Origin of the sequence: Pseudomonas kielensis (genome assembly GCF_030505375.1) — a bacterium.
GTDB lineage: Bacteria > Pseudomonadota > Gammaproteobacteria > Pseudomonadales > Pseudomonadaceae > Aquipseudomonas > Aquipseudomonas kielensis.
In genome coordinates, this window is sequence record NZ_CP130043.1 from 4,862,271 (window position 1) to 4,882,200 (window position 19,930).

The 19,930-nt window shown below is 63.9% G+C and carries 13 protein-coding genes; 2 read left to right on the forward strand and 11 right to left on the reverse strand.

Translation table 11 applies throughout. The annotated features are described in order from the left end of the window. Window positions 1-3: 3 nt before the first annotated feature. The 8 genes from Q1W70_RS22655 to Q1W70_RS22690 form a co-directional block, all read right to left on the reverse strand. Complete coding sequence (locus Q1W70_RS22655) at window positions 4-2,775, reverse strand: malto-oligosyltrehalose synthase (protein WP_302097991.1); 2,772 nt, start codon at window positions 2,773-2,775, stop codon at window positions 4-6. Further along, window positions 2,772-4,853, reverse strand: a complete 2,082-nt coding sequence (gene malQ / locus Q1W70_RS22660) for a 4-alpha-glucanotransferase (RefSeq protein ID WP_166591675.1) — start codon at window positions 4,851-4,853, stop codon at window positions 2,772-2,774. Before malQ ends, Q1W70_RS22655 begins: the two co-directional genes overlap by 4 nt. Further along, window positions 4,850-6,655, reverse strand: a complete 1,806-nt coding sequence (gene treZ / locus Q1W70_RS22665) for a malto-oligosyltrehalose trehalohydrolase (protein WP_166591674.1) — start codon at window positions 6,653-6,655, stop codon at window positions 4,850-4,852. Before treZ ends, malQ begins: the two co-directional genes overlap by 4 nt. Before the next feature lie 13 nt (window positions 6,656-6,668). After that, a complete protein-coding gene (glgA, locus tag Q1W70_RS22670; protein WP_182340465.1) occupies window positions 6,669-8,237 on the reverse strand; it encodes a glycogen synthase GlgA in 1,569 nt (522 codons plus the stop codon). Between the two features lie 554 nt (window positions 8,238-8,791). Continuing rightward, window positions 8,792-9,226, reverse strand: coding sequence for a YqaA family protein (locus Q1W70_RS22675; protein ID WP_166591672.1), 435 nt, complete (start codon window positions 9,224-9,226; stop codon window positions 8,792-8,794). Beyond that, entirely contained in the window at window positions 9,226-9,675 is a 450-nt protein-coding gene (locus tag Q1W70_RS22680) for a DUF411 domain-containing protein (RefSeq protein WP_166591671.1), read from the reverse strand. The genes Q1W70_RS22675 and Q1W70_RS22680 overlap by 1 nt, the downstream gene beginning before the upstream one ends. A 35-nt stretch (window positions 9,676-9,710) precedes the next feature. Continuing rightward, window positions 9,711-10,559 (reverse strand): copper resistance protein B, encoded by an 849-nt coding sequence (locus Q1W70_RS22685; protein WP_166591670.1) that lies wholly within the window; start codon window positions 10,557-10,559, stop codon window positions 9,711-9,713. Beyond that, window positions 10,556-12,292 (reverse strand): copper resistance system multicopper oxidase, encoded by a 1,737-nt coding sequence (locus Q1W70_RS22690; protein ID WP_302097992.1) that lies wholly within the window; start codon window positions 12,290-12,292, stop codon window positions 10,556-10,558. Before Q1W70_RS22690 ends, Q1W70_RS22685 begins: the two co-directional genes overlap by 4 nt. A 218-nt stretch (window positions 12,293-12,510) precedes the next feature. Here Q1W70_RS22690 and Q1W70_RS22695 point away from each other — a divergent pair, with 218 nt between their 5' ends. Next, window positions 12,511-12,699, forward strand: a complete 189-nt coding sequence (locus Q1W70_RS22695; RefSeq protein ID WP_166591668.1) for a hypothetical protein — start codon at window positions 12,511-12,513, stop codon at window positions 12,697-12,699. Between the two features lie 16 nt (window positions 12,700-12,715). Here Q1W70_RS22695 and Q1W70_RS22700 read toward each other — a convergent pair whose 3' ends face one another. Continuing rightward, the gene (locus Q1W70_RS22700) at window positions 12,716-13,096 is read right to left on the reverse strand and encodes a fe2+ zn2+ uptake regulation protein (protein ID WP_166591667.1); all 381 of its coding nucleotides are present in this window, start codon (window positions 13,094-13,096) and stop codon (window positions 12,716-12,718) included. A 283-nt stretch (window positions 13,097-13,379) separates the two neighbouring features. After that, a complete protein-coding gene (locus Q1W70_RS22705) occupies window positions 13,380-18,131 on the reverse strand; it encodes a dermonecrotic toxin domain-containing protein (RefSeq protein WP_302097993.1) in 4,752 nt (1,583 codons plus the stop codon). 206 nt (window positions 18,132-18,337) lie between these two features. On the opposite strand from Q1W70_RS22705, the gene Q1W70_RS22710 reads away from it, so the two are divergent. Then, complete coding sequence (locus Q1W70_RS22710) at window positions 18,338-19,369, forward strand: Ldh family oxidoreductase (protein WP_182340457.1); 1,032 nt, start codon at window positions 18,338-18,340, stop codon at window positions 19,367-19,369. 170 nt (window positions 19,370-19,539) lie between these two features. Here Q1W70_RS22710 and Q1W70_RS22715 read toward each other — a convergent pair whose 3' ends face one another. After that, a complete protein-coding gene (locus Q1W70_RS22715; RefSeq protein WP_166591664.1) occupies window positions 19,540-19,857 on the reverse strand; it encodes an ElaB/YgaM/YqjD family protein in 318 nt (105 codons plus the stop codon). Window positions 19,858-19,930 lie beyond the last annotated feature (73 nt).

Below are 19,930 nucleotides of genomic sequence, written 5' to 3' on the forward strand. Positions count from 1 at the left end.
AACTCAAGTCTGGATAAACAGATTGACCGGGAAATCCCCCAGCGCGGCGCTGATCAGCAACTCTGTGTGATGTGTGACTTGCACCGTGGAAAAAAGTCCCTTCAGTTTTCCCCCGCGAGGGGTGAACGGTAGAGTGACCCGGGTATCGCCCCACTGCAGGGCAGGAACCAACGGTGTGGCACTGCTTTCCAGCAGCGCGGCGACCCGGACCGGCACCAGCACAATCGCCCACTGGCCCTGGTGCTCGCGGGCAAACGCCAGCACGCGTGGGGCCTGGCTGCCTGACACCGGCAAGGGCAAGTAACGCCCGGCGCGAAACAGTTCGGCATGCTCGGCGCGTACTGCCAGGGTGCGGGCGATCAAGGCTTGCTTGATGTGTCCGTCCTGCCAGGTGTCGAGCAACCGGGCCGGATCTGGTTGGTGCTCCAGTGCCTGCATCCGTGCCTGGAAATCCACCGGCCGCCGGTTGTCCGGGTCCACGAGGCTGAAATCCCAGAACTCATTGCCCTGGTACAGGTCCGGGACCCCCGGCACTGTCATGCGCAGCAAGGTTTGCGCCAATCCATTCAGGCCGCCACCGCTGGCAATCACCGCTACGGCGTCGGCGATACGGGTGCGCAGCGCGAGCCCCTCGGGGGCGAGCAATAGGCGCTCGGTAAAATGCCGGGCGCTTTGTTCGTAAGCGTCGTTGGCAGCACTCCAACTGCTGTGCAGCTTGGCTTCGCGCAGGGCTTTTTGTTGCCACTGCCACAGGCGCTCACAGTAATCGGTCAGGGCCGGCAGGTCGTCGCAGCGCAAACCCAGAGGCCAGCTGCCGAGCAGCGCCTGGTAGAGAATCAGTTCGTCCCCGGCTGCCGGCGCCTGGGCGTCTTCACGTAGAACCGCGGCCTCGGTGCGCCAGGTGTCGACCTGTTGCGCATACCAGGCGCTGCGTTCGCTGAGTACGGCCAACCGCGCCCGGCTGTCTTCACCGCGCTTGTGGTCGTGGGTGGCGCTGGTCAGCAGATTGTTCGGGAAGGCTGCCAGACGCTGGATGCAGGCGGCATGGAAATCGGAAAAGGGCGCACTGAATTGCTCGGTATCAAACCCGACATCGTTGCGCGACAGCAGCACGCCCGAGCGATAGAGCGCGGTGTCCTCCACGGCCTTGGCCGCCGCCGGTGATGTCAGTTGCTGGAACCGCACGCAGGCGTGCTTGAGCAGCTTGCGTTGGCGCCCCACCGGACGCTCGCGCCAAGGCTGGCCGCCCAGCCACAGGGCAATGTTGTCGAGCACCGGCCAGTCGGCTTCGCCCAGGGTCTGGCGGGCACCGTCCATGGCCTGCTGGAAAAACACCTGGTCCTCGGCGGAGCGTCCGCGGGGGCTGATGTAGGTGCGGTACACCGGGAAATGCACGATCAGTTCCTGCAGCGCCCGGCGAATGGCACCGAGGGTCAGGTCGCGGGTCATTACGTCATCGCGGGCCACTTGCAACAGGGCCTGGGCGACGCTTTCAAAATCGCCGGCCAGCGAGCCGTTGAGTATCTGCTGGCGGGCCAGGTGCGCTTCCTCGATGAACGCCTGTGGACGTTCGCTGTGCCGTTGCCACAGCTCGCCCAGGGCTAACGCGCCGTGCGGGTCGTGCTGCAGCAACGACAGTTGATTCATGAACTCATAGCCGGTGGTGCCATCGACCCCCCAGTCGCGACGCAGGGTTTCCCCGGGGCCGAGAATCTTTTCCACGTAGATCGGGATGTGCCGTGACGGTACCAGGGCGTCGACCCGGCGCCGCAGTTTGCGGCAGTAACCCCGTGGGTCGGCGAGCCCGTCGATGTGGTCGATGCGCAAGCCGTCCACCAGGCCGTCGGCCAGCAACTCGAAGAGTTTGCCGTGGGTGGCTTCGAACACGGCCGGGCGCTCGACCCGCAGGCCGCCCAGTTCATTGACGTCGAAGAAGCGCCGCCAGTTGATGTCGTCCGCCGCCGTGCGCCAACTGGCCAGGCGATAACTCTGACGTTCCAGCAGGTGGTGCAGGCGGGTGAAACCATCGGGCTGGCGAGCGTCATGCAGCGCCAGGTTGTGTTCGATGCAGCTGGCCAGCGCGGGCTCCCTGGCCAACTGCGCCAAGGCCTGTTGCAAGGGGCCGGCCAGCGAATGGGCGGTGGTCTGGTGACGCAGGCGGGTAAAACCCTCGGCGAGGGTTTTCAGTGCGCCGCTGTGTTCGACGCTCAGACGCTCGTCGGGCATCAGCAGCGTTGCATAGTCCATTGGACAGATCGGGAAGTGGTGTTCGTAGTGCTCGGCATAAAACCGCCCCTGCGCCGAGTCAAAGCGCAGCGCCAGGCTACCGTCCTGCAAGGCGCTGCCATAGTCGCTGCCCAGGAACGGCAGGAGCAACTGGCCTTCGAGCAGCGGGTCGGGCGAGTGCCACTGGATATCGAAGAACTCGCCATAGGGGCTGAGTCGTCCCCACTCCAGCAGGTCCTGCCACCAGGGATTGTCGGCGCCACCGACGGCCATGTGATTGGACACGACGTCGAGAATCAGGCCCATGTCGTGGGCCCGCAGGGTCTTGACCAGGCGCCGCAGCGCCGCTTCACCCCCCAGTTGCGGGTTGACCTGGCCAGGGTCGACCACATCGTAGCCGTGCATCGAGCCGCTGCGGGCCTTGAGCAGCGGCGAGGCATACAGGTGGCTGATGCCGAGCCGGGCGAAATAGGACACCAGCGGCACCGCGTCATCCAGGGTAAAACCGTGATGAAACTGCAGCCTGACGGTGGCCCGCAGACTACTCATCGATCACGCTCGCTGGCTTGCAGGCGTGCGCAGGCGAGCATTTCCAGGCGCCGCGCGGCGTCGGCATCGTCCAGCAGTTGCTTGCTGTCGGCGGGCAAGCGTCGCCGCCAGTTGGGGTGGGTGTCGACGGTGCCCGGCAGATTGGGCTGTTCGTCCAGGCCCAGGGCGTCTTCCAGCGGTAGCAACACCAGCGGCGCCCGGGTATGCCCGAGAAAACGCACGCTGGCATCGAGCACTTGGTCAGTCTCGTGCTGCTCTTCACGAAAGTTCTGCGGGTCCTGGCTCAGCGCGCTGCGCAGGCTGTCACGCTCGCGCTGGCGGTGGGCGCGCCAGTGGGTTTCGTCGTCGCCGGTCACCAGCCCGAGACGGGCGTTCCATTCGATGTCACGGCCATGCCACCAGCCGTTGAGCGTAGGCAGGTCGTGGGTGCTGGTGGTGGCCAGGGCGTTGTCGGGCCAGTCGAGAATCGGCCGGAAGCGCGTGCTGTGATCCTGTTCGAACAGCAGCACGCGCATGCCGAGGATCGAGCGGGCGATGAGTTTTTCCCGCAGGCCATCGGGCACGGTGCCGAGGTCTTCGCCGAGGACGATCGCCTGGTGCCGGTGCGACTCCAGCGTCAGCAGGCGCAGCAGGTCGTCCACCGGGTAATACAAGTAGGCACCGTCACAGGGCGGCGCGCCGAGGGGGATGACCCACAGTCGTTGCAGGCCCATCACATGGTCGATACGCAAGCCGCCGGCGTGGGCAAAGTTGGCCCGCAGCATTTCGATGAAGGCGCGAAAGCCATTGCGTACCAGGCCTTCGGGTGAAAACGCGGAGATCCCCCAGCCCTGGCCGGCGCGGTTGAGAATGTCCGGTGGCGCGCCAACGGTGAGCGAGGCCAACAGTTCGTCCTGGCGACTCCAGGCTTGACTGCCACCGCCGTCCGCCCCGACCGCGAGGTCGGCAATCAGGCCGATGCCCATGCCGCTGCTGCGGGCGACGTTTTGCGCACGCTGCAGGCAGCGCGCGATCAGCCATTGGCAAAACGCGTAGAAGCCGATGCGTCCGGCATGCTGTTCGGCGAAGGCCGCCAGCTCCGGGCTGCGCGGGTTGCGCCAGGGCTCGGGCCAATGGCGCCAGTCCAGGCTTTCGCCACGGGCGGCGCAGACCTCTTGCAGGGCTTCGAAACGGCAGTGGTTTTCCAGGGCTTCGCCACCGCTGTGGCGGAAGCTGCTGAAGTCGGCGTGCAACGGATGATCACCGCGGGCAAAGCCTTCGTACAGGGCCTGGTAGAGTTTCTGCTTGGCCTGGGCTGCCGCGGGCCAGTCCACCAGGGGCTGGCTTTCCAGCTGGGCGAGCTCGTCGGCCAGCTCGGTGGCCTCGATGGCCATGCGCAGGGCGCGTTCGCCAAGGATCTCGCCGGGCGCGGCATACAGGCTGTTGAGGAACAGCCGACTGGACGGTGAGTAGGGGCTGAAGCGCTGGGTGTCGCAGCTGAACATCGCGTGCATCGGGCTGATAGCCAGCGCTTCAGCGCCGCGTTCACCGGCAACCCGGGCCAGCTCTTCGAGGGCCTGGGTGTCACCAATACCGCCGTCGCCGGGGCGGCGCAAGGCGTACAACTGCACGCTCAGGCCCCACGCTCGCGGGGTGTCGCTGTCCACGGCCGAGGCGACGCTGTGACAGTGCAGGGGCGCCACGGCCAGGGTGAAGTAGCGGCCAGCGATGCTGACTTCCTGGTAACCCACCGGGATCAGCCCCGGCAACTGCGCCTCGTCGTCGAGTTTCAGGTTGAGGATGGCGCCGTCCTCCAGATGAATCTCGCAGGGGCTGTGCGGTTCGAAGTAACGCGCCAGGTCAAGCCGGGCCCCGACATCCACGGTCAACAGCGGTGGCAACTGGCTGCGCGCCTGGCTCTGCTGTACCTGCAACAGGCTGGCGTCGATTTCCTGGGCACTGCCGGCCGGGTGGCCGAGACCGTTGAGGACGGCGCGCAGAACTGCCGGAGCCACTTTTTGTGCGCGCCCATTGGCGTCGATCCAGTCCACGGCCAGGCCGGCCCGGCTGGCGAGAATTTCCAGTTGCGCATCGCTCATTGGCGCTCTCCTGCGGGGGGTAGCATGGATGCCGCTGCCGTCAGGCTGACCAGCGCGCAATAGGGAGCCAGGGTGCCTCGCTGTAAGCGAGTGCTCGCCTGTGGCGGGCACGCGAACAGCAGTTGGGCCTGGGCTTGCGGTATATGGGCAACAGCCTTGGCGCTGAGGTTCAACTCAATGTGCAGCACGCTGCCGTCCCCCAGTTGCCAGCGCGCGCTGATCGCCCCCTCGCCGAGCACCGAAACACCCAGCGCGTGGGCGCCGGGCAGGCGTGGGATGATTTCGCGGTGGCGAATCAGCAGCAGTTGCCGGTAGAGCGCCTGGGTGCTGTGGCGAATGCCGTAATCCCCGGGCGTGAGGTTGGGCCGCGAGTCTTCGAAGGTCTGTGGCGCATTGGGGTCGGGAATGCGTTCGCGGCTATGGGGGTCGGCAAAGGCTTTGAAGGAGGCGAACTCATTGCGCCGGCCCTCGCGTACCAACGGTGCGAGGTCGCCGTGATGACTGGTGAAGAACAGGAAGGGCTGATCGGCGGCCACTTCGTCGCCCATGAACAGCAGGGGAATCATGGGCGACAGTAGCAACAGCACCGTGGCGGCGTGCAGGGCCTGGGGCGGGCACAACTGGTGCAGGCGTTCGCCAAAGGCGCGATTGCCGATCTGGTCATGGTTCTGCAGGAACAGCACAAACGCGCTGGGGGGCAGGTGGCCGCTGGGCTCACCGCGGGTCTCGCCATGGCGGTTGGTGTGGCCCTGGTAGACAAACCCCTGGCTCAGGCAGCGGGCCAGTTGCTCGGTGGGGTTGTGGGCGAAGTCGGCGTAGTAGGCATCTGTTTCCCCGGTCAACAGGACGTGCAGGGCGTTGTGCCCGTCGTCGTTCCATTGGGCGTCGAACCGCTGCTCCAGCAGGCTGGCCTGGTTGTGCTCGTTTTCCACGGTGAGCCACACATGTCGCGCCGGATCGACCTGTTGGTGGACCCGCTTTGCCAGCTCCTGGAGAAAGTCCGGGTCGTCGATGGCGTGCACGGCGTCCAGGCGCAGGCCGTCGAAGCGGTACTCGAGCAACCACATCAGGGCGTTGTCGATGAAAAAGTCGCGCACCTCGCGGCGCCGGAAGTCGATGGCGGCACCCCAGGGCGTGTGCCGGTCTTCGCGAAAGAAGCGCTTGGCGTAGTGGTGCAGGTAATTGCCGTCCGGCCCGAAATGGTTGTAGACCACGTCGATGATCACCGCCAGGCCCAGGCCGTGGGCGCAGTCGATCAGTTGTTTGAGGGCTTCGGGCGAACCGTAGGACGATTGCGGGGCATAGGGCAGCACGCCGTCATACCCCCAGTTGCGCTCGCCGGGAAACTGCGCCAGGGGCATCAGTTCAATGGCCGTGACGCCCAGCTCTACCAGGCGCGGCAACTGGTGCTGGACCTGCGCGAACCCGCCGAGCAGGCCGACGTGCAACTCGTAGATCACCGCTTCGTGCCAGGGCCGGCCCTGCCAGGAGAGGTGTTGCCAGCGGTAGGCGAGCGGGTCGACCACCACGCTGGCCGACTCAGGTCCCGCCACCTGGGCACGCGAGGCGGGGTCGGGGACGTCGTGTTCGCCATCGATGTTGAAGCGATAGCGGGTTCCGGCCGGACAGCGGGTCTTGAGGACAAACCAGCCGTCGGCCTGGGGCAGCATGGGCAGCGACGGCCCCTCGTCCAACTCGACACTCACATAAAATGCATCGGGTGCCCACAGCGCAAACCGAGTGTGTTGCGCATCCAGCATGACAGCGCCGTGGGGCCAGGTTTCCATAGTCCGTAACGGCATGCACAGTTCCCTCTTATAACTTGACCGATTTCCCCAGCGCCTTGGCCACCAGTTGTTCGTAGAGTTCAGCGTAGGGTTCGACGGCCTTGCACCAGTTGAACGGTGCCGCCATGGCCCGGCAGCGCATGGCATTGAGCAGGGCAGGGAAGGCAAAGACCTTGAAGGCCCGGCTCAGTGCCTCTTCGTAGCTGGCCACAGTGGACTCGTCGAACAGAAAGCCGGTGACGCCATTTTCGATGGTGTCGGCCAGCCCGCCGGTATTACGTGCCACCGGCAGGGAGCCAAACCGCTGGGCGTACATCTGGCTCAGGCCGCAGGGCTCGTAGCGCGAGGGCATCAGCAGGAAGTCACTGCCGGCGAACATGCGCCGCGCGTCGGTTTCATTGAAGCCGATGCGCACGCCGATCTGCCCGGGGAAGCGCAGGGCCAGGTTGCGCATGGCTTGTTCTTCCTCCGGTTCGCCGCGGCCGATGATTGCGATCTGCCCGCCGGATTTGACGATGTACTCGGCCACCCCTTCGGTCAGGTCCAGGCCTTTCTGGTAGACCAGGCGCGAGACCACGGCAAACAGCGGGCCCTCGCTGTCCTGCAGGCCGAACAGTTCGCGCACCTGGGCGGCATTGGCGGCCTTGCCGTCCCAGTCGCCGATGGTGAAGGGGCAGGCCAGGTGCGGGTCGGTGGCCGCGTCCCAGCTTTCATCGATGCCGTTGGGGATGCCACTGAGCAGGCCCTGTTGGGTCTTGCTGGCCAGGAAACCGTCGAGGCCGCAGCCGAAGGCCGGGGTGGTGATTTCCTGGGCGTAGGTCGCGCTGACCGTGGTGATGTGGCTGGAGTAGGCCATGCCGGCCTTGAGAAAGGACAGTTTGCCGTAGAACTCCATGCCTTCTTGCTGCAGGGCGTGTTCGGGAATGCCCAGCTCCGGGCACGAGGCCAGGCTGACCACCCCCTGGTAGGCCAGGTTGTGGATGGTGAACAGGGTTGGGGTGCGCTGCCCACGCCAGTGCATGTAGGCCGGGGCCAGGCCCGCGGGCCAGTCATGGGCGTGCACCAGATCCGGGCACCAGTGGATTTGCGCCAGGTTGGCGGCGATGTCGGCGGCGGCCAGGCCCAGGCGGGCAAAGCGGATATGGTTGTCGGGCCAGTCTCGACCGTTATTGGCGCCGTAGGGCGACCCTTCGCGCTCGTACAGTTCGGGGCAGATCAAGACGTAGATCACCAACCCGTCGGGCATGTCCATGCGTCCGATCTTGCACGGCGGCAGCGCGGCATGACCGCCCAGTTCGCCAATGATGTGGATCGGGTTGTCGCTGTGCATCACTTGCGGGTAACCGGGAATCAGCACGCGGACGTCGTGCAGGTGGGCCATGGCCCGAGGCAGTGCAGCAGAGACGTCACCCAGGCCGCCGGTCTTGACCAGGTCGGCGATTTCCGACGTCACGAACAGGACTTTCTTTTTGTTCGGATTCTGACGTGGAGTGGGCAGTACCGTCTTTGCACCGGGGGCCAGGATCGACATCGACGTCGACTCGCCGATGGCCTGCTGAGTACGCTCTCCCTGGATTTCTAAAGCGGCACTGTTCATGTGTTTCTCCCGTTTTATTGATCTGTTTCAGGCATCTCACCCGTACATCAAGCGGCCGGTTCCTGTGGCCAGGCGCAAGCGCGCCACGCGTCGTGGCGCAAGCGCGACCCGATGCGTTGGAGCTCCAAGGCTGTTGTGAACATTGCAAGGATTGCACCAGCGGCCGTGACCCCTCTAATCACCTGACCTGTCGCTATAGCGGAAAGTTTCGAGTTTTTCGCCGTTTTATGACCCGACGGTCTGACCCTGCGAAACCCAGTCTAGGCCAGAACCTAGAGCGGGGTAGGCCGGTTTTCGGATTGTTCGACAATCGGTTTGGATCAGGAGAAGACAACCGAAAAATTGTGACAATTGCACCGACGAAGGGCAGGTTTTCAGCAATGGGCGAACAAAAAGAGGCAGGAGGTGTAGGTCTGTGGCGCGAGGGGAGGCAGGTATGCGCACCAAATAAGTGCGCGACAGGGAGGGTGTTGGCCTGTGATGCACGTGTCATCGTTGAAGGCCATCGCCGGCAGGCCGGCTCCCACAGGGTTGGTTGTGTCCGGGGGAAAAGGTCAGCCCTGCCAGCCAAGCGTGGCCAGGGCGAGCACAGCGTACCGGGCGCCTTTGGCCAGGGTCACGATCAACAGGAAACGCCCCAGTGGCTCGCGCATGACGCCGGCCACCAGGGTCAATGGATCGCCGATCACCGGCAACCAGCTCAGCAGCAGCGACCAGTGGCCATAGCGCTGATAATGCCGGCGGGCCCTTTCCAGGTTGGCCGGGCTGACCGGGAACCAGCGGCGGTCCTTGAAACGTTCGACGCCGCGCCCCAGCCACCAGTTGACCAGCGACCCGAGGACGTTGCCCAGGGTCGCGACGGCCAGCAGCAGCCACAGCCAGTGCTGGCCGTTGAGCAACAGGCCCACCAACACCGCCTCGGACTGCAGGGGCAATAGGGTGGCGGCGCCGAATGCCGCCGCAAACAGCCCGAGGTACGCCAGCAGCACTACTTGGCCGGGTAGTCGGCGATCACTGTTTGACTGCCATCTTTAGACACGCCGATTACCTGGTACGGGTCGACGGTATCGCCCATTTCCATGCCCGGCGAGCCGGTGACCATGCCCGGTACGGCCATGCCCAACAAGTCGTCACGCTTGGCCAGGGCCAGCACCTGTTCGGCCGGGACGTGGCCTTCGACAAATTTGCCGTTGATCAGCGCGGTATGGCAGGACGCCAGGCGCGGTGCCACACCCAGGCGCTGCTTGACCTCGCTCATGTTGGTTTCGACGTGGTCGGTGACTTTGAAGCCGTTGTCCTGCAGGTGGCTGATCCAGGCTTTGCAGCAACCGCAGTTGGCGTCGCGGTGGACGTCGATCGGGATCAGTTCGGCTGCCAGGGCCTGGGTGCTGATGAACAGGGCGCCCAGGGCGGCCAGGCGAAGTGCTGTGGTGTGCATGGGAAGTCTCTTTGTCGATCGTTGCGTTGATGGGCTCAGAACCAGAGCCGCACGCCGGCGACGAAGCGCGTCTGGCTGCGCTGTTCGTCATCCTCGCCAGTGTAGTCGGCGGTGTTGCCGTAGGTGCTGCTCCAGGTCACGCCAATGTACGGGGCGAACTCGGGAACGATTTCATAACGCAGGCGCAGACCGGCTTCGGTGTTGGCCAACCCCGCGCCGATCCGCCGTTCGGGGTCGTTGCGGCTGTACAGGTTCAGCTCGGCGCTGGGTTGCAGGATCAGCCGGTTGCTCAGCAGAATGTCGTACTCGCCTTCCAGGCGGAGGGCATTTTGCCCCTTTTCACCGACGAAGAACGTGGCTTGTGTTTCAAAGTTATACAGGGCCATGCCCTGCACCCCGAATGCGGCCCAGGTTTGCGGCGAGCCTGGCTCGAAGTCCTGGCGCAGGCCGGCGACCAGGTCCCACCAGGGACCGATGGCATGCCCCCACAATGCCTGTACTTCGGCTTTTTCGGTGTGGCCATTGGTGCGTTCACCTTCGGTGCGCAGCCACAGACGGTCGATATCGCCGCCGACCCAGCCACTCATGTCCCAGGCCAGGGCGCTGCCGTCGGTGGCATCCTGGTACTCCAGTTGGTCGATCAGCCAGAAGCCATTGAGCGCTTTGTCGTGTACCCCATGCCCCTTGACTGCCGGGAACGCTGCCCGGCGGTCCGCGTCGCTCGGCACGGGGATTGGCGTGCGGCTCTGCAGCGCAGGCATCTGGCTGTGGTCCATGGCCGGCATCGTGCCGTGGCCCATGGCCGAATGGTCGATGCTTTCGGCCGACTGGGTCGGGCTCAGGTAAAAACCGCCAAGTGCGGCCAGCAGCAGGCGAATGTTCATGTCGGGCTCCCCGGTTCATCGACGCGCACTTCACGGAACATGCCCATTTCCATGTGCAGCAGCAGGTGGCAGTGAAAGGCCCAGCGACCCAGGGCGTCGGCGGTGACCCGATAACTGCGGCGGGTGCCGGGTGGCATGTCGATGGTGTGCTTGCGCACCTGAAAGCGCCCGTGCTCGTCCTCCAGATCACTCCACAGGCCGTGCAGGTGAATCGGGTGGGTCATCATCGTGTCGTTGACCAGGGTGATGCGCAGGCGCTCGCCGTAGGTCAGGCGCAGGGGTTGGGCGTCGCTGAACTTGATGCCGTCGAATGACCACGCGAAGCGTTCCATGTGCCCGGTCAGGTGCAGTTCGAGGGTGCGCGAGGGTTCGCGCCCGTCGGGGTCGGCGAAGCGGCTCCGAAGGTCGGCGTAGGTCAACACCCGGCGGCCGTTATCGCGCAGGCCAATGCCCGGGTCGGCGAGCCTGGCGCTGGGACGCTGGGTCTGCATGTCCACCAGCGGATTGTCGGTTTCCGACGCCGGATGGCTTTGCCGTGGGGCGCTCATGCCGGGCATGTTGCTGTGATCCATGCCGGCCATCTGGCTATGGCCCATGCCCGCCATGCTGCCGTGGTCCATGCCCATGTCGGCCATGCCGATCAACGGGCGCGGGTCAGGCTTTGGGACCTCGGCGCTGAGCCCCAGGCTCGTGGCGAGCGTGCCGCGGGCATAGCCACTGCGGTCCATCGACTGGGCGAACAGGGTGTAGGCGCGGGCGCTGGTGGGCTGAACGATGACGTCGTAGGTCTCGGTGACGGCGATGCGCAACTCGTCGACGGTGACCGGCTGCACGTACTGGCCGTCGGCAGCGACCACGGTCAGCTGCAAGCCGGGAATGCGAAAGTCGAAGTAGCTCATGGCCGAGCCATTGATCAGCCGCAGGCGCAGCTTTTCCCCTGGCTGGAACAGGGCGGTCCAGTTGGTGTGTGGCGTCTGGCCGTTCATCAGGTAGTGGTAGGTCTCACCGCTGACGTCTGCCAGGTCGGTGGGGCTCATGTTCATCTCGGCCCACAGGGTGCGGTCCGCTACGGTGGCCGCCCAGCCGTCGCGGCTGACATCGGCAATGAAGTCGGCGACCGTGCGCTGGTGCCGGTTGTAGTAGTCGGACTTCTTTTTCAGGGTGTGCGTCAGGTGTTCCGGGGCCTGGTCGCTCCAGTCACTGAGCATCACCACGTAGTCCCGGTCGTAGGCGAACGGTTCGGGTTCGCGAGCGTCGATCACCAACGGGCCATAGACGCCGGCCTGTTCCTGCAGGCCGGAATGGCTGTGGTACCAGTAGGTGCCGTTCTGCTTCAGGGTGAATTGGTATTCGTACAGGCCATCGGGGGCGATGCCGTGGAAACTCAGGCCGGGCACGCCGTCCATGTTGGCGGGCAGGATAATCCCATGCCAGTGGATGGAGGTGTCCTGTTTGAGCCGGTTGTGCACGCGCAACGTCACCGTGTCGCCCTCGCGCCAGCGCAGCAAGGGGCCCGGAATGCCGCCGTTGATGGTCATGGCGGTGCGTGGGCGGCCACTGAAGTTGACCGGCGATTCGCCGATCCACAGGTCGAAGCGGCTACCGGTCAGGGTCGAGGAGGGGGTGTCAGCGGTCACGGCCCAGGTGCTTGGGCGCCACAGGCCTGCACCTGCCAGGACTGTGCCGGCGGCCAGGCTTTTGAGCAAAGAACGTCGTGAGGGTGTTGAAGGCATAAAAAAGTCCCGTCAATCCTGAAGCTTCAGGTTTGGCAGGACCTTAAACGGCCCGCGCTGTCAGTAGACTGAGGCGCGGATTACCGATTTGTCAGTTGCGTGGCGCGCCCGGCGAAACATCTTGGGTGTACCATGTGGCCCGCGCGCTGCTGGCTCCCCGAACAGGGAGGGGGCAGCGCGCCGCAGGACTCACACATTCACAGGTTCAGGAACCCGCAATGACCCAGTCGCAACGTTTGAAATACTCGATTCTGATTTCCCTGGTGGTGCTGGCGATCATGCTTGGGCTGTCGTATCTGCAGAATGCCGGGATCATCAGCGAAACGCTGTTCCAGTACATCGCGATCGGTGTGGCCGTGGCGGTGGTGGTAATCAACGGTGTGATGCGGCGCAAGGTCAAGCCCTGAGCGAGGTGGGCCCGCGTCAGTCGAGACGCTGGAGCACGGCGGCAGCCTGCGGATGCAGGCTGTAGCTTTTGTCCGGGTTGAGCACAATTACCCCCTCGCTGCACAGACGCTTCAAGACTTCGCGCACGCTGAGAAAAGACAGCGGTATGTCCAGTTCCAGCAGGTGGTTGTGCACCCCACGGACGCCCAGCGGGTGGTCGTTCTGCGCGGCACTGAGCAGTGCGTCGATCACTTTCAAGCGTATCAGGCTGGTGCGCAGACCGAAGCTCTTGAGCAGTTGGCGGATACGTTCGTTACTGTGACGCTCCACCGGTTTGCCGAACACAGTGACTTCCTGACCCAGTGAAACGCCTTGCGGCGCGGGTTTGCCATCCGTTGGCATTGGCGAGTTGTACATGCAGAAAACTCCTTTTCAGAGCCTGATCAGGAAAATGTGATTTGTGCTCTCTGTCATTAAGACGAATGAGCGGGGCAAATCATGAAGCTCTGAATGTAGAAATTTTGTCGAAAGTACGTCATCGAAGGGTCAGACGCCGATATTTTGGGCCAGTGGCCTGTCAATTATTTTCCGCCGATTTTTACCCATGACAAGGCCCATTACGCGTTTGCCGCCATCATCCCGGTGCCAGTGTCGGACAGCAGCACCGGCCGCCGAGACCAGCCGTCATGGCGATTAAACATCAATGAATGGCTTTTTCGTCCATTCCTGGAACCGGGTCGAGGCGCCGGCCCATTTCACATACCAGGCGTGCCACCGAATCGGCATTACGCAGGATGGTGTCGGTACGTCGATCGGGCGAATCGGGATTGAAGAACGCCGTGCGTGCCTCCTGCATGTTTGCGGCGCCGGTGGCTGACCTGACGGCGTTGCGCAATTGCCTGGCCTCCAGGGCGTCGTCAAAACTTTCCCACGTCTGTTCTTCGCGGTTCCAGTAGGCGAACAATTCCTCGGCCGGCGTGCGCAGGGACAGCGCTTCACGCTGGAACGTCTCATGCGTGGCCTTGAGCAGGCGGTGAGCGTGAGTGAGGGTCGAGATGAGGTCACTGAAGGGTCTGCGGGACTCCACTGTGGCGAAGTCATACGTATTGGAAAACAGGTGCGAAAACTCGTGGATCAGAGTGGCGGCCTGGGCGTGGGCGGTGATATCGAATGTTTCGGTCAAGGCCCCCTCATACATGTCCAGTTGCTGGTTGAAGAAGTGCTCGGTGAAATGCACCGCACGCTGTGCGTCTTCACTGACGACAAACGCGATCACGCCCTCGGTGGGATAGAGGTTGGAGCCCACCACAAACCGATCGTGGTCGAGTGAGTCCAGGCTCGGATCCACCAGGGCTTTGCACAGGGGCACAATGGCCTCTTTGATTTTCCGAAGCAGGCTTTCATTGAGGCTGTCGACGTCAAACATTTCCTTGAAGAGTACCTCCAGGCGTGCGCCGCGCTGGGTGCTCTTGAGCTGGGCCAGATTGTGCAGGCTGTTGAACGCGTAGAAGCGCGCAAGGTCGAGTGCCTGCACGATCTGCCTGGCTTTTTCCGGGAACAGTTGGCGGATCTTCTCCATACCCCGGGCTTCGATGTTGATGAGCCGGCGTACCTCCTGCCGGGTGACCAGTTTGCTGTGCAGTTTCGACAGCGCCTTGCCGTAGTGAACACTATGCACGTCAGGGTCCAGCAACCATTGGGTACCCTGGTTCAGCAGGTAGGGCCCCTGGCGCTGGGTCTCGACGATGCGTGGTGCGATGGCTTTCTTGCTGATGGGGTAGACCTTGCCCGCCACCGGGGCATAGTGCTGCCCGACAGCCATGGGGTAGCTGCCGTCGGCAGCGCGTTCGCCGGAGAGGGCCAGTTGCGTGGCTTCGAAGGGCTGTAGCCGGGTCCGCGCGGGCGCACAGAGGTCGATGGCCCTGGTGTCGCGGCTCACCCCGACGGGGACATGCAACAACCTGCCCAGCCTCACCAGTTGCGCGATACCGTTGATAAAGCTCGGCAACACGGTCTTCCAGTGGTGATCCTGCAGGGCCTCGGCCGACTGCTTGAAGGAGGTGTAGCTTTGCCAGAGCGCCAGGGGAATCGCCAGTTTGCCCGGCAAAAAAGCGCCGCCATACTTCATGCCCTTGGCAAACAGCGCCTTGAGCGCGTCCCAGTCCGCTGCTGCACTGCGCTCCAGATGACTGCCCAGCAGGTGTGACAGCAGAACGCTGTTATCGGCGAACAAGCGATGCAGCAGGTTGCCTTCAATCGGGTGGCAGGCGAGTTGGATATCGGAGTCGGGGCCACTGCCCAGCAGGTTCTGGTAGGTTGCCTGGTGGGGGGCGGGCAAGCGGCGCAGCAACAGATCCTGCAATGGCCCCGGATGATTGATCGCGCTCACCACGCTGGCCGTGTTGGCGTACTCGGTAATACCCAGGTGTTTGTCGTACGGCGCATAGAGCACCTGCGGCCCGTTGACGTGCTCGCCGATCAGGTACAAACCCAAGGCCTTGACGGTTGCGGCGCCCTGGGTGGCGATCAGTTCCAGGGGCCGGACGATCGCCTTGGCCCCGCTGACACTGGCACGCGCCAGGGCATCCGGCATCTCCAGCACTTGCTCAACCAGGGCAAGGCCCTGCTCCGAGAGGTTGCCCTGCAGGTTCAGGGCGTGGGCGTGCAGCCGCAACTGCCAGGGCAACTGCCGGACGAAGCGTTGCTGGCGCTTGAGGACCGCACGGGTGTTGCCGGTGAGGAGCCGGGTCAGTTGCTCGCGGTAGGCGGTCTTGATGTCCAGTTGCAGCAACAGCTTTCTGACTTCACTGGCAGTGACCTGCGCGGTGAGCTCCAGGGCACTGCCCGAGGTGATCGCGAAACCGGCGCTATGCAGCACATGGGTGGGGTTGAGAGCGAATTCAGTGAGTGTCTGAACTGGGCCGTTCAAAGCCAGTGTCGGCGTCACCTGCATTTGATCGGGGTCAAGCTCAGCCCCAGGAAAACGCGCGCGCAGCAGTTGCTTGAGGCGCTCGGCGACGTAGCCTGAAAGGGGTTGCACGTCATGCAGGTAGTCACCGCCTGGTTCGAGGCTGAGACGAAATTGCTCCAGCAATTCGGCATGCTGCTGCATCTGTCCCGCAGAGGCCGCGCCGAGCCAGGCCGGTAACGAGCGCTGGGTGATGATGCCCCGGGCTATCTGCATGGCATGTTCGAGATTGAGTGGCGTGGGCGACGATTTATGCCGTAGCCAATCCGCGCGTAGGCTCGCGTCCGGCAGGCCGAGTGAGCGGGTGAACCGGCGTGCGGCAATGAAGTGGTTGATCGCCGATTGCTGACGCTCCTGCAGTACATGGCCTTCAATCAGGCGAAACGGCCCCAGCGTATAGCTGCGATGAGGGCGGTAGAGGTCACGCGGGAGGTTTTCCAGCAGCTCCAGGCGTGCGCCTTCATCCAGCAAGCGCTTGTCCAGTTCGAGCCGGGCGTGGGTGATGGACGCGAAGGCCTCCAGACCCTGTGCCGGCGTCCAGAGAATGGCCCGTCCCGAGTGTGACGGGTCCAGGCCGCCGCGTTCGGTCAGCAGCAAACAATTGGCCAGTGGCATCAGGTTGGGCTCACCCGAGCAGAGCAGGGTCAATGACCAGGCATCGGGTCGGAAACCGCGCAATGCGTTGCGTTGCCGGCGGGTCGGGGTATCGGGATTGAGGGCAGTGTCGACGATGGCCTTGTCATGCGCACTGAACGTACGGGGCAGTTGGCGCAGAGCAGCTTCGCCGCGAATACCGACCGCCATGGCGTGGCCGAGGTCGGGCTTGAGACCCTCGAGGAAGGTTTGCTGGAGTGCCAGGCTGTCCGCGGGCAGCGCCGCGAGTTTTTCGGCCAGGGAGTCTCGTACGCTTTGCAGGGACTTGAGGTGCAGCTCGGCCCTGTCCGTCGCCCGTATGGAGGGGTGATGTTCACCGCTGATCAACGGCCGCAGACTCCAGCGCTGCTGATCGGCCGGCTCCAGCAACGCGCTGTCGAGCATGGCCCGCACGTCCAGTGACTGATCGAACAACGCCGGCAGATCGATAGCCCCTTCACTGTTGCGAAAGACATCCAGTGCGTGGCTGATGCTCTGCTGTTGCTTGCTGATGATGTCCGACACCAGGCGCTGGAACAGGTTGCCGAATACCGGTTCGCCGGATACCTGGGGCTCGTCCAGGCGCAGCAGCAGGTTGCGCTCCGGCAGGCTCAGCAGGCTGTAGACCTGATCTTCATGGCCGCTGCTGGTGACCATGCGTTGCACGGTCTGTTTCAGCTGGGCGTAGTCGCTCAGGACTTGCACGCCCTGGGACTGGCTATACAGGTAAGCGCTGTTGCGGTTGCTCAGCAGCAGTGTGCTGGCCGGCTCGACATACTGCTCAGGCTGCTCCCACACGCGCACGGTTTCGGCTTGCAACTGGTCGGCGTCATAGCCGGCGGGGGCGTTCCCACGCTCGAGCAGCGCGAGCAGGACCTGGTGCTGCTCGGGGCTGAGGATTTGCTCCTGGCGTTTGCGCAGCAGGTCGAGGCGCGCCTTGTCACTCATGGCCTGGGCAAAAAAAGCCAGGCGCGAACCGACGACCCCGGCGTCAGTTGCCCAATAGCTGCGCAATCGCTCGGCCAACAAGGGCGCCAGGCCTTGCGCGATGCCCTTGACGGCGTTTTCCCAGGGGGCAGGGTCATCGGCAGTGGGTACCAGGCGCGGATTGGCAAACCGTCGGTTGAGGCCCGCAGGCCATGTGCGATGCAGGAAAAAATCCAGTAGCGCCTGGGTCAAGGGTTTGCTATCGACCTTGCGCCGTTCACCCTCTGGGTCGAGCGCGAAGAATTCGACACGGCTTTGTCGTTGGTCCAGCCCGGGAAAGGAGCGCCCCAGCTCACGGTCGAGTAGCTGTTCAAGCAAGTGGCTCAAGGTGGGCAGTTGTTCGAGTTGTTCGCGCATCAGGCTGAGGTTGTTGCGCTGGCTGGCAGCGAATTGTCGCCCCTGGTGCTCGAACACCGGCTCGTCGATGACCTCATGGCTCAGGCTGAAGCTGTTGTCGTCGGGCCATGAATGACGCCAGGCGATGGGCAGCAAGCGCAACAGCTCCAGGCGCTTGCCGGGGTCCTTGAGCGACGCCTGTAGCGTCTGAATCGCGGCGCCCGGGTTGTCGAACTTCTGCAGCCCGCCGTAGGGCGTGTACAGCACTGCCTTTTGATCGACCGGTGTCGGGTGCAGCATGAAGCTGCCGGCCAGGGGCTCTGGCTGGCTGTCCTTGACCCTGAGGGCGATGGATTCGACGGTCATGGGGTCAGGCTGCGCGGCACGGTGTGTGTGGCTGGCGAGTTCAACATTGCGCAACCAGGCCAGGTCCGCGAGCGAGAAATCCAGGGCCCGTAACCTTGGGGTGAGGACTTTCAGGTCTTGCAGGGCTTCAGGGAAAAACAGCGGTAGGGGCTGGTCTGTCATGGTGTTTGTCTCGGTGGGGCGCGACGATTGTGAGTCGCTGGGGAGGCTCCAAGGCTAAGTGGGCCGAGACGGCGCAGCGCGGTAGATAGTTAGTGTGCTGTGGGTCGCCTTTCGACAGTTGACAGCGGGCGCGTCAAGGGGGGTTTAATCAGCGCCTCGGGATCCCCGCGCTGTTGCCCCCTCCAATAAAAAACCTGGAGCTTCAGATGTCTGTGTCACACGATCAAGCTGCCTCACATACGGTGTCGTACCCAACACTGGTGAATCTTCTCGAAGGGATTTTTCTGCGCCACGGCACCCGTCCCGAAGTCGCCACGGTGCTGGCCAACAATTGTGCCGGGGCCGAGCGAGATGGTGCCCATAGCCATGGGGTGTTCCGCATTCCGGGGTATGTCTCGACGCTTAAAAGCGGCTGGGTCAATGGCCAGGCGGTGCCGGTGGTGGAAGATGTCGCCTCGGGGTTCGTGCGGGTCGATGCGCAGAACGGCTTCGCCCAGCCGGCGTTGGCTGCTGGCCGCGCATTGCTGGTAGAGAAAGCCCGCAGTGCCGGGATCGCGGTCATGGCGATTCGCAACTCCCACCATTTCGCCGCGCTCTGGCCGGACGTCGAGCCCTTTGCCTATGAGGGGCTGGTGGCACTCAGCGTGGTCAATAGCATGACGTGCGTGGTGCCCCACGGCGCCGACCGTCCGTTGTTTGGCACCAACCCCATTGCGTTTGCCGCGCCACGGGCAGACGACGAGCCGATTGTCTTTGATCTGGCCACCAGCGCCATTGCCCATGGCGATGTGCAGATCGCTGCGCGCAAGGGCGAGCGCTTGCCGCCGGGTATGGGGGTGGACAGCCTGGGCCAGCCGACCACGGACCCGAAAGCGATCCTCGAGGGCGGGGCGTTGCTGCCGTTTGGCGGACACAAGGGCTCGGCGTTGTCGATGATGGTCGAGTTGCTGGCGGCGGCGTTGACAGGGGGCAATTTTTCGTTCGAATTCGACTGGTCCAATCACCCTGGTGCCAAGACCCCGTGGACCGGGCAGTTGTTGATCGTCATCGACCCGAGCAAGGCGGCGGGGCAGAACTTCGCGCAGAGAAGCCAGGAGTTGGTGCGGCAGATGCATGCCGTCGGTTTGCACCGACTGCCGGGTGATCGCCGTCATCGCGAGCGGCGTAAAGCTGAGTCAGCAGGCATCGTGCTGGACGATGAAACCCTGGTGCAGTTGCGCAGCCTGGCTGAGGGCTGACCTGCCGATGTGCAGGCGCCGGCTTGCCGGCGAGGGTCGTCAACGATGAGGTGCAGTGGCTGGATGGACGCGTTGTCCTTGAGTGCATTGCGAGCAAGCCGCAAGCGGGCACTCGCTCCTACAAGTCCTGCGTCCACCAGACCCCAGTTGTTCCTACAGCGATGTGGGGCTCAACGGCGCCCCAACAACAACCCCACCACCAGGCCAAACCCGGCAGAGATTGCCACGGTTTGCCAAGGGTGCCCGCCGATGTAGGTTTCGGTGGCATCGACCACCGGTTGGGTGCGTTCGCGCACGCTGGTGACCGAGTCGCGAGCCTGCTGCAGCTTCAGGGCAATTTGCCCGCGCAGGGTCTCGGCTTCCTCGCCCACCAGGGCGGCGCTGCTTTTAAGGAGCTTTTCCGACTCTTCGATCAGCGCTTGCAGCTCACTGAACGCCTGATCCTTGATTTGCTCTTCTTGAGCCTGGGCGGCAGTTTTTCGGGCCATCGGGTAACTCCTTGCAGGGAAAGGGACAGTGAACAATGGAGTGTAGGCGGCGGGTAAAAGTTGCAGATTTTTT